13 protein-coding genes are annotated in these 13,933 nt (G+C 74.3%); 2 read left to right on the top strand and 11 right to left on the bottom strand.

Annotation, left to right across the window (positions count from 1 at the left end):
- Nucleotides 1–18 precede the first annotated feature (18 nt).
- The 5 genes from ASG41_RS15425 to ASG41_RS15405 all read right to left on the bottom strand — a co-directional run bounded on the left by ASG41_RS15425 (nt 19) and on the right by ASG41_RS15405 (nt 5,695).
- On the bottom strand, nt 19–1,077 hold the full coding sequence (locus tag ASG41_RS15425; RefSeq protein ID WP_056298081.1) for an aromatic ring-hydroxylating dioxygenase subunit alpha: 1,059 nt from the start codon (nt 1,075–1,077) through the stop codon (nt 19–21).
- Between the two features lie 206 nt (nt 1,078–1,283).
- Complete coding sequence (gene typA / locus ASG41_RS15420; RefSeq protein WP_056296852.1) at nt 1,284–3,176, bottom strand: translational GTPase TypA; 1,893 nt, start codon at nt 3,174–3,176, stop codon at nt 1,284–1,286.
- Between the two features lie 107 nt (nt 3,177–3,283).
- Nucleotides 3,284–3,634, bottom strand: coding sequence for a hypothetical protein (locus tag ASG41_RS15415; protein ID WP_056296850.1), 351 nt, complete (start codon nt 3,632–3,634; stop codon nt 3,284–3,286).
- A gap of 18 nt (nt 3,635–3,652) precedes the next feature.
- The gene (locus ASG41_RS23695) at nt 3,653–4,909 is read right to left on the bottom strand and encodes a DUF4232 domain-containing protein (protein WP_157519454.1); all 1,257 of its coding nucleotides are present in this window, start codon (nt 4,907–4,909) and stop codon (nt 3,653–3,655) included.
- A 228-nt stretch (nt 4,910–5,137) separates the two neighbouring features.
- Nucleotides 5,138–5,695 (bottom strand): YceI family protein, encoded by a 558-nt coding sequence (locus tag ASG41_RS15405; protein ID WP_056296842.1) that lies wholly within the window; start codon nt 5,693–5,695, stop codon nt 5,138–5,140.
- Between the two features lie 87 nt (nt 5,696–5,782).
- Here ASG41_RS15405 and ASG41_RS15400 point away from each other — a divergent pair, with 87 nt between their 5' ends.
- Nucleotides 5,783–6,277, top strand: a complete 495-nt coding sequence (locus tag ASG41_RS15400; protein ID WP_056296838.1) for a MarR family winged helix-turn-helix transcriptional regulator — start codon at nt 5,783–5,785, stop codon at nt 6,275–6,277.
- A gap of 3 nt (nt 6,278–6,280) precedes the next feature.
- On the opposite strand, the gene ASG41_RS15395 is transcribed toward ASG41_RS15400, so the two are convergent.
- From ASG41_RS15395 to ASG41_RS15370, 6 genes are read right to left on the bottom strand one after another with little or no spacing between them, the layout of a single operon-like run.
- Complete coding sequence (locus ASG41_RS15395; RefSeq protein WP_056296835.1) at nt 6,281–8,395, bottom strand: xanthine dehydrogenase family protein molybdopterin-binding subunit; 2,115 nt, start codon at nt 8,393–8,395, stop codon at nt 6,281–6,283.
- Nucleotides 8,392–9,417: a xanthine dehydrogenase family protein subunit M gene (locus ASG41_RS15390; protein ID WP_056296832.1), complete on the bottom strand. Its 1,026-nt coding sequence runs from the start codon at nt 9,415–9,417 to the stop codon at nt 8,392–8,394. Before ASG41_RS15390 ends, ASG41_RS15395 begins: the two co-directional genes overlap by 4 nt.
- Nucleotides 9,414–9,938: a 2Fe-2S iron-sulfur cluster-binding protein gene (locus ASG41_RS15385; RefSeq protein WP_056296828.1), complete on the bottom strand. Its 525-nt coding sequence runs from the start codon at nt 9,936–9,938 to the stop codon at nt 9,414–9,416. Before ASG41_RS15385 ends, ASG41_RS15390 begins: the two co-directional genes overlap by 4 nt.
- A gap of 45 nt (nt 9,939–9,983) precedes the next feature.
- Nucleotides 9,984–10,844, bottom strand: a complete 861-nt coding sequence (locus ASG41_RS15380; RefSeq protein WP_056296825.1) for an enoyl-CoA hydratase-related protein — start codon at nt 10,842–10,844, stop codon at nt 9,984–9,986.
- Nucleotides 10,841–11,818, bottom strand: a complete 978-nt coding sequence (locus ASG41_RS15375; RefSeq protein ID WP_056296822.1) for an acyl-CoA dehydrogenase family protein — start codon at nt 11,816–11,818, stop codon at nt 10,841–10,843. The genes ASG41_RS15380 and ASG41_RS15375 overlap by 4 nt, the downstream gene beginning before the upstream one ends.
- Nucleotides 11,815–13,059, bottom strand: coding sequence for an acyl-CoA dehydrogenase family protein (locus ASG41_RS15370; RefSeq protein ID WP_056298079.1), 1,245 nt, complete (start codon nt 13,057–13,059; stop codon nt 11,815–11,817). Before ASG41_RS15370 ends, ASG41_RS15375 begins: the two co-directional genes overlap by 4 nt.
- 99 nt (nt 13,060–13,158) lie before the next feature.
- Between ASG41_RS15370 and ASG41_RS15365 the strand changes: the two genes are divergently transcribed.
- Nucleotides 13,159–13,767, top strand: a complete 609-nt coding sequence (locus ASG41_RS15365; RefSeq protein WP_235564837.1) for a TetR/AcrR family transcriptional regulator — start codon at nt 13,159–13,161, stop codon at nt 13,765–13,767.
- Nucleotides 13,768–13,933 lie beyond the last annotated feature (166 nt).

Genomic DNA, 13,933 nt, shown 5'->3' with positions numbered 1-13,933 from the left:
ACCCAGCGTGACGGGTCCTCACACCGACGGCGGGGGCACGAACCGGCCGGTGACGAGGTCGGTCCACAGCCGCCGGATGGCCAGGGAGTTCCGGTCGGCCCGGGCGTGCGCGTTGAGGTGTGGGGCCAGCGGGAAGTCCGCGGGCAGGGACTCCAGGAGGTCGCGGTCCTCCCCCTCCACCTCGTCGTCGAAGGCGAGGATCTCCGCCGCCGGCCGGTCGGCCTCGGAGTCGGTGCGCAGCACCGTCTGGGTCAGCAGGCAGCGCCGGTCGTCCACCGGGGTGATCGCCTTGACCATGACGTGGCCCAGCCCGTCGGGGTAGGTGATGTGGATGTGGCCGAAGAAGGGGGACCACAGCTGGGAGACCGTCCGGCGCACCGTCGTCCCGACCTCCCCGGGGCGCCCCTCGACCGGGATCTCGCCGTAGGTCGACAGACCCCACGGGGTGCGGGTGACCTCGGTGTCGGTCACCTCCGGCTTGTCGATGTTGCCGAACGTGTTGCGGTGCACGAAGGCGACGTGGCCGGGGTCGAAGTTGTTCTCCAGCAGGTGCATGGCGGTGCAGTCGAAGGCCCACTCGTACTCCGGCACCACCCGCCAGGCCGGGTCGTCGAACTGCGGGACCTCCGGCAGGCCGGTGATCGGGCCGCCCTCGGCCTCACTCGCGAGGCACACCCAGACCATCCCGTAGCGCTCCTGGCTGGCCACCATGGTGAGCCCGGACTTCGTGGGGTGCGGGGAGTCCGGGAACTGCGGGATGCGCTGGGTCCGGCCCTGGGCGTCCCACTCCCAGCCGTGGTAGGGGCAGACCAGGTGGCAGTCGGTGACCCAACCGCGGGACAGCGGGGCGTCCCGGTGCGCGCAGCGGTCCAGGGCCACGCTCACCGGACGGCCCGGCGCCGGCCGCCACAGCACCAGGTCCACGCCCAGCACCGTGCGCTTGACCGGACTGCCGTCGACGGCGGCGGCGAAGCCGGTGGCGTACCAGAACCGGCGGAGGACCGGGTGCTCGGACAGCACCAGGTGGTCGGGGCCCGCGTGGCGGGTGGATCGGGTGGTCTGCTCCAGGGTGGTCACGGTGGCTCCACAGCCCGGCCCGTCGCGGAGGCGGGTCGGACCCCACCGGCTGCCCGCGACGCCGTCGCCGACCACACCACCACGCGACGACGACGCCCCCGTCACCTGCAGGTGACGGGGGCGTGACACCGCAGCCCGGTGGAACGGCCTCGTCCCAGGGGCCCGCGACGCGCGGAGCGTGTCGTGGGGTGGGACGAGGTCCTCCCTCAGACGGGCTTGGGCTTGCGGTTCTTGCTCTTGCCGCGCTCGGTCTGGTCCAGCACGACCTTGCGCACCCGCACGGTCGCGGGGGTGACCTCGACGCACTCGTCCTCGGCGCAGAACTCCAGCGCCTGCTCCAGGTTGAGGATGCGCGGCGGGATGAGCCGCTCCAGCTCCTCGGAGGTGGACTTGCGCATGTTGGTGAGCTTCTTCTCCTTGGTGATGTTCACGTCCATGTCGTCGGGACGCGAGTTCTCACCCACGAGCATGCCCTCGTAGACCTCGGTGCCGGGCTCGACCATCATCTGGCCGCGCTCCTGCAGGGAGAACATCGAGTAGGTGGTCGCGACGCCGGAGCGGTCGGCGACCAGCGAGCCGGTGGGCCGGGCGCGCATGTCGCCCAGCCACGGCTCGTAGCCCTCGAGGACGTGGTTGAACACGCCGGTGCCGCGGGTCTCGGTCAGGAACTCGGTGCGGAACCCGATCAGGCCGCGGGAGGGGGCGACGTACTCCATCCGCGCCCAGCCGGTGTCGTGGTGCACCAGGTTCTCCAGCCGGCCACGACGCACGGCCAGGGCCTGGGTCAGCGTGCCGACGTACTCACCGGGGGTGTCGATGGTGACCCGCTCGACGGGCTCGTGCAGCGTGCCGTCGATCATCTTGGTGACGACCTGCGGGCGGCCGACGGTGAGCTCGAAGTCCTCGCGGCGCAGCTGCTCGACCAGGATGGCCAGGGCGAGCTCGCCACGGCCCTGCATCTCCCAGGTGTCGGGGCGCTCGGTGGGCAGCATGCGCACCGAGACGTTGCCGACCAGCTCCTGATCCAGGCGGTTCTTGATCAGGCGGGCGGTGACCTTCTTGCCCGACTTGCCCGACAGCGGCGAGGTGTTGATGCCGATGGTGATCGAGATCGAGGGCTCGTCGACGGTCAGCGCCGGCAGCGGGCGCGGGTCGTCGGGGTCGGCCAGCGTGTCGCCGATGCCGATGTCCTCGATGCCGGCGATGGCGACGAGGTCGCCGGGGCCGGCGCTCTCGGCCGGCACGCGGGTCAGGCCCTCGGTCGACAGCAGCTCGGTGATCTTGACCTTGGTGATGGTGCCGTCGACCTTGCACCAGGCGACCTGCTGGCCGCGCTTCATCTCACCGGAGTGGATGCGCAGCAGCGCGAGGCGGCCCAGGAACGGGGAGGCGTCGAGGTTGGTGACCTGCGCGCGCAGCGGCTCCTCGGCGTCGTACTCCGGCGCCGGGATGGTGTCCAGCAGCGTCTGCACGAGGGGGCCCAGGTCCGGGCTGTCCGGGACGGTGCCGTTCTCGGGCTTGTTCAGCGAGGCCTGACCGGTGCGGCCGTTGCAGTAGACGATCGGGAACTCGAGGGTCTCCGCGGGCAGGCCGGCGTCCTCGAGGAGCTCCATGAAGAGCTCGTAGCACTCGTCGACGACCTCCTCGATGCGCGCGTCGCCACGGTCGGTCTTGTTCACCGCGAGGATGACCGGCATCCCCTTGGCCAGCGCCTTGCGCAGCACGAAGCGGGTCTGCGGCAGCGGCCCCTCGGAGGCGTCCACGAGGAGCACGACGCCGTCGACCATGGACAGGCCGCGCTCGACCTCGCCACCGAAGTCGGCGTGGCCGGGGGTGTCGACGATGTTGACGACGACGGGGTTGCCCTCGGCGTCGGCCAGCCGGATGGCGGTGTTCTTGGCCAGGATGGTGATGCCGCGCTCGCGCTCCAGGTCCATCGAGTCCATGACCCGGTCCTGGGTGGAGTCGTTGTCGGTCCCCTCGCCCTTGGAGCGACCGAGGGCACCGGCCTGGCGGAGCAGGGCGTCGACCAGCGTGGTCTTGCCGTGGTCGACGTGGGCGACGATCGCCACGTTGCGCAGGTCATTGCGGGTGGGCATGCGGAGAGGCACCTCAGGAGATCGGGGTTCGCGGCGCTGGTGGGATCCCCCGAGCACCGCCCGTCGCCGACCGGCGACCCTCCCATGGTAGGCGCTCCCGGGGCAGCTCAGTGCCGCTGTGACCGGTCAGCCACCCCGGAGGAGATGCCGGCGGCCACGCTTGTGACGACGCCCACAGCCAGCCACGCCGGCCAGCCCACCCCGATGGCCAGCACGTGGGCCAGCACGAAGGCCACCAGGTAGACCGCGGCGAGCCCGGCGGTGACCGCCCAGCCGCGCCGGCGCTGCCACAGCCAGCCGGCGGCCACCCCACCGGCGAGGAAGACCGCGCCACCCAGCGCACGGACGCCGGTGCCCTGGGCGATGCCGAAGCCGGCGGCCAGGCCGACCGCGACGGGCAGCGCGCTCGGGAGCCCGGCGAGCCGGGTGGTGCCACGGGAGAGGGTGCTGGTCGACATGGCCCCCAGTGTCCCCGCTCAGCCCGTCGACAGGGCCCAGGGGGCGACCTCCCAGGTGCCGCCGTCGGCGATGTCGAAGGGCGCCGGCCCGTACGCAGAGACGACGGGGACGTCGACCGACCCGTCCCCCAGGTCGACCGTCACCGACTGCGGGGTCTCGGCGTCGGCCCACCCCGCGTAGGTGCGCCAGCCGAGCAGGACGAAGGCGGAGTCACCGGGTGCCAGGCCGATCGGGGCCACCACGCCGGGCAGGCCGGAGGGGTCGCGCCCGGGCTCCACCACCAGGGTCAGCGGCGTGCCGCCCTGCAGGAGCGTGACCGTGGGCGTCCCGGTCAGCAGGCAGGCCGCTGCGCCGGTGTTCGTGGCCGTCACCGCGGCGGCGCGGGCACCCATCGCGGCGTCGAAGCCGCCGACGGTGAGTGCCAGGTCGGCCGTGGCGCAGGGCACCTCCGCCGCCACCCCGGTCGGCGCGGCCGTGGGAGCGGGCTCCGGGACCACCGTCGGCGGAGGCGACGGGGTGCTGGGGGTCGGCGGTGGGGCGCTGGTCGGCGCGGCCTGGGTGACGGCGCTGGGCACCGTGGCGTCCTCGGCGGGCAGCACGGCCGACAGGCCCGCCGCCAGCAGCGCGACGACCGCGGTCACCCCGAAGCCGGCGGTGGCCCACCGCGAGGCGCGGTGCCGGTCCCGGACCGCCCAGCCGACGGCCACACCGGTGAGCGTGACCAGCCCGGTGACAGCACTGCCCCGGGCGACCGCGTCGACGCCGTCCGCAGCGCCCAGCAGCACGACCGCAGCACCTGCGGCCAGGCCGAGCGCGGCCACCACCAGGGCGTCCACGGCGCGCCCGCGGGGCGAGGTCACCGCCGGCCCGCCCAGCGACGACGTCCCGGCCAGGAACCACGCGGTCAGCACCCAGAGGAGGAGCGCAGCGGGCACGACGGCGTGCTGGGAGAAGAAGCTGGCGACCAGGACCACCGGCGCCGCGACGGCCCCCAGCACCCCCGCGCCGGCGCCGGCGACGAGGAGGTCCAGCCACGGCCGTCGGCCACGCGCCACGGCAGCGGCCGTCCCCTCCCCGTCGGTCGCCGTCGACAGGCCGGACACGACGGTGCCCACCCCGACGAGCACGACCAGGGACGTCAGGCCCACCCACCACCAGAGGCCGGCCGAGGCCGCGGCGAGGTCGGCGGGGCAGGTGCCCGAGGACGCGCAGGGCAGCGGGTCGTCGGGGTCGAACCAGCTGGGACGCCACGGTCCGCTCCGCAGGGAGGTCACGACCGTGGCCACCCACCCCGCCAGGGCGAGGACCACCCCGACGGTCGCGCGCGACGTGCCTCGCGGTCCCTCGACCTCCTCCACGACCCCAGCCTGCCGGTGGTCGACCCCGCGGTGGACCACCGACACCCGCGGGTGTCGCTGCGCGACGCGGACGAGGGGCCCCGGGGTGTGGTCACCCGGGGCCCCTCCTCGCGTGCGGTCCCCGCCGTGCGGCGGGGCGGTGGATCAGGCGGTGCGGAGCACGGCCTCGATCTCGAGCTCGACGGAGATCTTGTCGCCGACGACGACGCCGCCACCGTCCATGGGCATGTCGATGTCCACGCCGAACTCCTTGCGGGAGATGTCGGTCTTGCCGGAGAAGCCGGCGCGCGTGCCGCCGTAGGCGTCCGGACCGAAGCCGTTGAGCTCCAGGTGCAGCGTGGTGGGCTTGGTGATGCCCTTGATGGTGAGCTCGCCCTCGACGGTCCAGTCGTCGCCCTTGGGCTTGATCGTGGTGGACCGGAAGGTCATGACGGTGTGGTTGCCGGTGTCGAAGAAGTCGGCGGACTTGATGTGCGCGTCGCGCTGCTCCTGGCGGGTGTCGATCGAGTCCATGTCGACGGTGGCCTCGACGGTGGAGGCGGCCGGGTCCTGCGCGGTGATGACGACGCCCTCGAACTTCGTGAAGTAGCCGCGGACCTTGCTGACCATCATGTGGCGGACGGAGAAGCCGACCGTGGAGTGGGTGGCGTCGATGTCCCAGGTGCCGACGACGTAGCCGGGGATCTGCGTGGTGCTGCTCATGGTCTCTCCAAGTGGTTGAGCGCTTGACTGCTTCGCTGGACCGTAGCGTAGTTGAAGCCTTGAGCATTCCGCCAGTACCCTGAGCACATGACATCAGAGGTGTCGTCCCCACCACCCGCCGACGGCGGGACCCGGTGGTTGGACGAGGGTGAGCAGCAGGCCTGGCGGGCCTGGCTGTACAGCACGCAGCTGCTGGCCGACCGGCTCGACCGGGAGCTGACCCGGGAGACCGGCATCTCCCACGCCTACTACGAGATCCTGGTCCAGCTGTCGGAGACGCCGGGCCGGTCGCTGCGCATGAGCGAGCTGGCCGAGCGGTGCCTGTCCTCGCGCAGCCGGCTCTCCCACGCCGTCTCCCGGCTGGAGGAGCGCGGCTGGGTGCGCCGGCAGGTCTGCGAGTCCGACGGCCGCGGGCAGCTCGCCGTCCTCACCGACGACGGGTTCGCCGCCCTGGAGAAGGCCGCCCCCGTGCACGTGGAGAGCGTCCGCACGCACCTGTTCGACCAGCTCACGCCCGAGCAGGTCGCCGCGATGCAGGACCTGGGACAGACGCTGCTGGCCCACCTGGGCCAGCAGCGCTGATGCTCACTCCCCCCGGAAGAACGCCTCCGGGGTGATCGGCAGGTCGCGCACCCGCCGTCCGGTGGCGTGCCAGTAGGCGTTGCCGATCGCGGCGGCGGCACCGACGATGCCGATCTCCCCGATGCCCTTGGCACCGAGGGGGTTGACGTGTTCGTCGACCTCGTCGAGCCAGCTGATGTCCATCTCGCCGACGTCGGCGTTGGTGGCCACGTGGTACTCGGCGAGGTCGTGGTTGGCGAAGTGCCCGTGGACGGCGTCGAGCACCGACTCCTCGTGCAGCGCCATCGACAGCCCCATCGTCATCCCGCCCAGGAACTGCGAGCGGGCGGTGGTGGCGTTGACGATCCGGCCGGCGGCGAACACGCTGGTCATCCGGGGCACCCGCACCTCACCGGTGTCCCGGTCGACCCGGACCTCGGCGAAGTGCGCCCCGAAGGCGTGCATGGAGAACCGCTCGACCTCCTCCCCCGGCCCGGACGAGCCGGTGACCACCACGCCGCCGGCGGGCAGCTGCCCGCCGTGCTCGGCGTGCACCCGCTCACGCAGCGCCTGCGCGGCGGCCTGGATCGCCGGGCCCCAGGACGTGGTGCCGGTCGAGCCCCCCGCACCGGAGGCCTTCGGCAGCCGGCTGTCCCCGATCCGCAGGTCGACCTCGGCCATCGCGACGCCGAGCGCGTCGGCCGCGATCTGGGTCAGCGCCGTCCACGCGCCGGTGCCGATGTCGGAGGCGTCGATGGAGACCACCGTCGCCTTCCCGGGCACGGCCTCGATCCGGCACTGCGAGGGGCGCCGCCGGGTCGGGTACGTCGACGCGGCGACCCCGGTGCCGACCAGCCGGCGGCCGACCTCGCGGACCCGCGGGCGGGGGTCCCGGCCGGCCCAGCCGAACCGCTCCGCCCCCTGGCGCAGGCAGGCCACCAGGTTGCGGCTGCTCCAGGGCACGTCCCGCTCGGGGTCGCGGGCGGGCTCGTTGTGCACCCGCAGCTCGACCGGGTCCATGCCCAGGGCCACGGCCAGCTCGTCCATCGCCGACTCCAGCGCGTAGACCCCCGGGGTCTCCCCCGGGGCCCGCATGATCGTCGGCGCCGGGACGTCGAGGCGCGCCAGCCGGTGCGTCGTCCGGCGGGCGGGCGCGGCGTAGAGCAGCCGGGTCGCGGTCGCCGTCTGCTCGGCGAACTCCGCGTTGCGCGAGGTGTGCTCGACGACCTCGTGGCTGATCGCGGTCAGCGTCCCGTCGGCCTCGGCGCCCAGGCGCAGCCGCTGGATCGTCGGGGTGCGGTGCCCGACCAGGCTGGACATCTGCTGCCGGGTCAGCTCCAGCTTCACCGTCCGCCCGGTCACCCGGGCGGCCATGCCGGCCAGCAGCTGGTGCACGTGGGTGAAGGCCTTGGAGCCGAACGCGCCCCCCACGTAGGGGGACACGACGTGCAGCTGGTCCTCGGTGATGCCGAACGCCGAGGTGAGCACCGGGACCAGGTTGTGCGGGCCCTGGTTGGCGTCCCACATCCGCAGCACGTCGCCGTCCCAGCGGGCGACGGTCGCGTGCATCTCGATGGGCTGGTTGTGCTGCACGGGCGTGGCGTAGGTGACGTCGACGGCCACCGGGGCCGCGGCCAGGGCGGCGTCGACGTCGCCGATGACGGAATCGGTCTCGAAGCCGGCCATCAGCTGCTCGGGGGCGTACAGGTCGTCCCGGTCGACGGACAGCACGACGTCGGGGGCCTCGCTGTCGTAGCGGACCACCACCCGGCCGATCGCGTCCCGGGCGACCTCGGAGGTCTCGGCGACGACGGCGGCCACCGGTTCCCCGGCGTACTGCACGGTCGCCGACTGCAGGACCCGGATCTCCTCCACGACCTCGCCGAGCCGGGGCGCGTTCTCGTGGGTGAGCACGGCCAGCACGCCGGGCAGCGCCTCCGCGGCCGAGGCGTCGATCGACACCACCCGGCCCCGGGCGACCGGGGACTGCACGATCGCCACGAACGCCGGGGAGCTGTCCAGCTCGTGCTCGTAGGCGTAGGGCGCGCGGCCACGGACCTTGGCCGGGCCGTCGATGCGCCGCACGTCGCTGCCCACCGCGGGCGCGTGCGTCGTGGGCCGGTCGCTGAGCGCAGTCACGCGCGGGCCTCCCCGGAGATCTGCAGCAGGGTGCGGGTGACCAGGTTGGTCGCCATCGGCAGCTTGAAGGCGTTCTCCGGCAGCGGGTCCGCCGCCGCCAGCTCCGCGGCCACCGCGGCCGCGAAGGCCTCCTCGGTGGCCGGTCCGCCGCGCAGCGCGTCCTCCGCGACCGTGGCCCGCCACGGCACGTGCGCGACCCCGCCCAGCGCGATCCGCACGTCGGCGACGACGGCGTCCGGGCCGGTGCCCCGCAGGTCCATCGCCGCCGCGACGCTGACCAGGGCGAAGGCGTAGGAGGCCCGGTCGCGGACCTTGCGGTAGCGCGAGCGGGTCGCCCACGGCAGCGCCGGGACGTCGATCGCGGTGATCAGCTCGCCGTGGGCCAACGTCGTGTCCCGGGAGGGGTCCTCGCCGGGCAGCCGGTGCAGCTCACCGATCGGGACGGCCCGCTCGCCCTCGGCACCGAGCACCCGGACGGTGGCGTCCAGGGCGCGCAGCGCCACGGCCATGTCCGAGGGGTGCGTGGCGATGCAGGTGTGCCCGTCGTCCCCACCCCGGTTCGTGGCGCCCAGCACCGCGAGGTTGCGGTGGTACCCGGCGACCGCGCCGCAGCCCGAGCCCGGCGCCCGCTTGTTGCACGGCATGGTCACGTCGGTGAAGTACGTGCAACGGGTGCGCTGGAGCAGGTTGCCGCCGGTGGTGGCCCGGTTGCGCAGCTGCCCGGACGCCCCGGCCAGCAGCGCCTGGGCCAGCAGCGGGAAGCGCTCGCGCACCCGGGGCTCGGCCGCCAGGTCGGCGTTGGGGACGGCAGCCCCGATCCGCAGGCCGCCGTCGGGGAGGTCCTCGACCTCGGTGGAGGTCAGCTGCCGGACGTCGACCAGCACGTCGGGGGTGGCCACCCCCAGCCGCATCAGGTCGACCAGGTTGGTGCCACCGCCCAGGTAGGCACCCTCGGGGGCCGCGGTCAGCGTGGCCACGGCCCCGGCGGGGTCGGTGGCCTTCTCGTAGCGGAACTCCCTCACGCGCGCACTCCCTGCTCGGTGGCGTACTCGGCGACTGCCGGGACGATGTTCGCGTACGCGGCGCAGCGGCACAGGTTCCCGCTCATCCGCTCCCGGATCTCGTCGTCGGTCAGGTCCACCTGGTCGCCGACCAGGTCCTCGGTGACGGCGCTGGGCCAGCCCGCCCGCGCCTCGGCGACGACGCCCGCGGCGGAGGTGATCTGCCCCGGCGTGCAGTAGCCGCACTGGTAGGCGTCGTGGTCGACGAAGGCCTCGTGCAGGGCGTGGGGCTGCCCGTCCACCGCGAGCCCGTCCGACGTCGTCACCTCCTGCCCCTGTGCGGTGACGGCGAGGACCAGACAGCTGTTGACCCGGCGGCCGTCCAGCAGCACCGTGCAGGCCCCGCACTGGCCGTGGTCGCAGCCCTTCTTGGCACTCGTCGCGCCGAGGCGCTCGCGCATCGCGTCCAGCAGGGAGGTGCGGGTGTCGACGGTCAGCGGCCGGTCGGCCCCGTCGACCCGCAGGGTGATCTGGGTGTCCACCGTCCGGTGGTCCCCGTCCTCCCCCCGGCCGAAACCGTCCCCCGCTCAGGCCAGGTCCTCCGGTGGTGCCGGCCAGCCCTGGCCGACGCCGTCCAGCGGGGCGGTGAAGACCGCCGGGCGCTTCTCCAGGAAGGAGGCCACCCCCTCGGCGGCGTCCGGACCGCTGCCCAGCTCCACCAGCGCCCGGGACTCCGCGCGGTGGGCGTCCCACGGGCTGGCCGCCGAGAGCATCGACCACAGCAGCTGCCGGGACGCGGCCACCGAGACCCCGGAGGTGTTGTCGGCGATCTCGTGGGCGAGGGCGTAGGCGGTGTCCAGCAGCTCGGCGTCGGGGACGACGCGGGACACCAGCCGCCCGCGCAGCGCCTCCGCGGCGTCGAACACGCGGCCGGTGGCCACCCACTCCATCGCCTGGCTGATGCCCACGACCCTGGGCAGGAACCAGCTCGACGCCGCCTCCGGCACGATGCCGCGGCGGGCGAACACGTAGCCGAAGCGCGCGGACTCCGCGGCGATGCGGATGTCCATCGGCAGGATCATCGTGGCCCCGATGCCGACCGCCACGCCGTTGACCGCGGCGATCACCGGCTTGCGCAGCGCCGCGAACGGCAGCGCCCCGATGCCGCCCCAGTCCCGGGCGACGCCGTCGATGGTCCCGGCGTCGGCAGCGGAGGCGCTGCGGTCGAAGGTCCCCGCGCGCTGCAGGTCGGCGCCGACGCAGAAGTCCCGCCCCTGCCCAGTCACCACGACCACCCGGACGGCGGCGTCGGAGTCGGCGACCGCGGCCACCTCGCCGAGCTCGCGGGCCATCTGCGGGGTGTAGGCGTTGCGCCGGTCGGGCCGGTCCAGGGTCAGCGTGCCGACCCCGCCGTCGACGACCCAGGAGACCTGCTCCCACTGCCTCACGACAGCGCCCCGGCCAGCACGAGCCCGGCGACGACGTCGTGGTGCCCGGCCGCGTCGCCCAGCACCAACCGGTCGACCTTGGCCCGCCGCCAGTACAGGTGGGCGTCGTGCTCCCAGGTGAACCCGATGCCGCCGTGCACCTGGATGCAGGTCTCGGCGGCCCGCTCCAGGGTCTCCGCGGCGAACGCGGCCACCGAGGCGGCGGCCAGCGGCAGCTCCTCGGGCGCCCGGTCGGCGGCCCAGGCCGCCCACCAGACCAGCGACCGCAGCTGCTCGACGCCGACCCAGGCGTCCACCAGGGAGTGCTTGACCGCCTGGTAGGAGCCGATCGGCCGGCCGAAGGCGTGCCGCTCTTTGGCGTAGGCGACGCCGACCTCGACCGCGCGGCCGGCGGTGCCCAGGTCCTCGGCGGCCAGCGCGACCAGCGCGACGTCCCGGGCCCGGGCCCAGAGCGCACCGGCGTCGGGCGTGAGCACCCGGGTGTCGGTCGGCGTGACGACGCCGAGGCCGCGGGTGGCGTCCATCGGCTGCCCGGTGACCACCGCTCCCCCGCCGACGACCAGGTCGCCGTCGACCAGGGCCAGGAAGGTGTCTGCACCGACCGCGTCCAGGGCCGGCCGGTCGCCGTCGACGACCGCGAAGGCCCGCGACCCGTCGGCCAGCGCCTGCGCCAGCTCGGGGTGGTCGGCCAGCAGCACCGCGGCCCGCGCAGCGGTGACCAGCGACGGCCCGGCCAGCACCCGGCCGGCCTGCTCGGCGACGACGGCGAGGTCCAGCAGCGACCCGCCCGCCCCGCCCGCGGACTCGGCGACCGTGATGCCGGTGAACCCGATGTCGGCGAGCGCCCGCCGCCCGGGCGCCACCGGCCCCTCCTCCAGCGCGGCCCGCGCCTGTGCCGGGGACGCCTGGCCGGAGAAGAACTGCTCCGCCCCGGCCGCGGCGTCGAGCTGGTCGGTGTCGAGGTCGAAGTTCACCGGGTGCTCCCCGCGGCGTTGAAGGGACGGTGCTTGTCCTCGCGCGGCTCCGGCGGCAGCCCCAGCACCCGCTCGCCGATGATGTTGCGCAGCACCTCGTCGGTGCCTCCGGCGATGGCGATGCCCGGCAGCCAGGCCTGGTTGCGCTGCCAGCGGCCGGCTCCGCCCTCCCTGCCGTCGTCCCCGGGGCCGACGGCGAACACCGCGTCGTCGCCGAGCAGCCGGACCCCGGCGTCGGAGACCAGCTTGGCCGCGGCCGTGCCGGCGAGCTTGCCGGCGCTGGCCTCGGGGCCGGGCAGCCCGCCCTGGCTGATCGCGGTGAGCCGCCGGTAGCCGGTGTACCGGTTGGCCAGCGCGGCGACCGCGGCCCGGCCGACCGCCTGGCGGGCCAGCACCTGCCGCTCGGCCGGCAGTGCCGGCACCGCCTCCCGGGCCAGCCGGGCCAGCGACTCGACCGACAGGCCCAGGTCGTTGCCCCCACCGCCGACCGCGACCCGCTCGTTGAGCAGCGTGGTCAGCGCGACCCGCCAGCCCTCACCGGGCTCGCCCAGCCGCTCGGAGTCCGGGATGCGGACGTCGTCGAAGAACACCTCGTTGAAGTCCGACTGCCCGCCCATCTGGCGCAGCGGTCGGACCGTCACCCCCGGGGCGTGCATGTCGACGACGAACATGGTCAGCCCGCCGTGCTTGGGCCGGTCCGGGTCGGTGCGGGTCAGCAGGACGCCGAAGTCGGCGACGTGGGCCAGCGTCGTCCAGACCTTCTGCCCGTTGACCACCCAGTCCTCGCCGTCCCGGACGGCGGTGGTGCGCAGCGCGGCCAGGTCCGACCCGCTGGCCGGCTCGCTGAACAGCTGGCACCACACGTCGTCGGCCCGCAGCAGCCGGGCCAGGTACCGCTCGTGCTGCTCGGGGGTGCCGTGCGCGACGACGGTCGGCCCGCACATGCCCAGGCCGATGTGGTTGATCAGGCTGGGCACCCGGGCGCGGGCCAGCTCCTGGCCGACGATCGCCTGCTGGGCCAGCGTGCCGGCCTGCCCGCCGTGCTCGGCGGCCCAGGCGACGCCGACCAGGCCGGCGTCGGCGAGCACCCGCTGGGTCCGGCGCAGCGCCTGCTCCTGCTGGCGGGCGTCGGCGGCCTCCTCGCCGGCGTCCAGGTGCACCAGGTCGGCCGCGTGCTCGGCCAGCAGGTCCCGGACGCGCGCCCGGTAGGCGGCCTCGTCCGGTGTGTCGTCGAAGTCCACGCGGGACACCTCTCCTCGTCGAGTGGTGGTGCTGGTGCGCATCCTCCGGTCGGGTCAGGGAACGGTCAACCCTGACTGTCGCTGCGTAGGCTGGTCCCCGTGGAGACCCGCAGCCGGAGTGAACGCAGCGCCGACAGCCGTGCGCTGATCCTCGACGCCGCCGTGGCCTGCCTGGTGTCCGACGGCTACGCCGGGGCCTCGACGCTGGCCGTCCAGGCCCGCGCCGGGGTGTCCCGCGGCCGGCTGCTGCACCACTTCCCCTCACGTGAGGAGCTGCTGGTCGCGGCCACCTCGCACCTGGCCGAGACGATGCTGACCGAGGCCGCCGACCACGCCGTCGCGGTCGGGGCGGGCATCGCCGACGAGGCCGAGCGGGTCGACCGGTGCGTCGAGCTGATCTGGGCGACGTTCTTCGAGCCGCCGTTCTGGGCGGCGATGGAGCTGTGGAACGCCGCCCGCACCGACGAGGCGCTGCGGGCGGCGCTGCGGCCCCAGGAACGCCGGCTGCGGATCGCGATCCGCGGCGTGGCCGACCGCATCTGGGGGCCGACCGTCACCGCGCACCCGCGCTACCCGGTGGTCTCCGAGCTGCTGTTCACCTCGATGCGCGGCGTGGCGATGGCCTACGCCTTCGAGGACCGCCCGCCGGCCACCGACCCCCACGTCGCGCTGTGGCAGTCGCTGGCCCGCGAGCTGGTCCCCGGCTGAGATGCTCCTATGCCTCGTCAAGTGGTCAGGACGTGGTGGATCTCGCGGGCGATGTAGCGCTTGAGGCAGCGGATGATCTCGAGGTTGCTGAGGCCTTGGGCTGGTGCTGGCCTCGGGCTGGACCGACGGCAGCAGCGTCGGGTACCCGGTGCTCTTCGGCGGGGTC

It is taken from the genome of Modestobacter sp. Leaf380 (assembly GCF_001424485.1).
In the GTDB taxonomy this organism is placed as follows: domain Bacteria; phylum Actinomycetota; class Actinomycetes; order Mycobacteriales; family Geodermatophilaceae; genus Klenkia.
The sequence above is the reverse complement of the archived record's forward strand: the minus strand, read 5'-3'. Positions and strand labels throughout refer to the sequence as shown.

Excerpts from the sequence above, each read along its gene's own strand:
- ASG41_RS15405 (WP_056296842.1), bottom strand. The coding sequence starts at position 5,695 with ATGAGCAGCACCACGCAGATCCCCGGCTACGTCGTCGGCACCTGGGAC.
- ASG41_RS15400 (WP_056296838.1), top strand. The coding sequence starts at position 5,783 with ATGACATCAGAGGTGTCGTCCCCACCACCCGCCGACGGCGGGACCCGG.
- ASG41_RS15415 (WP_056296850.1), bottom strand. The coding sequence starts at position 3,634 with ATGTCGACCAGCACCCTCTCCCGTGGCACCACCCGGCTCGCCGGGCTC.
- typA (WP_056296852.1), bottom strand. The coding sequence starts at position 3,176 with ATGCCCACCCGCAATGACCTGCGCAACGTGGCGATCGTCGCCCACGTC.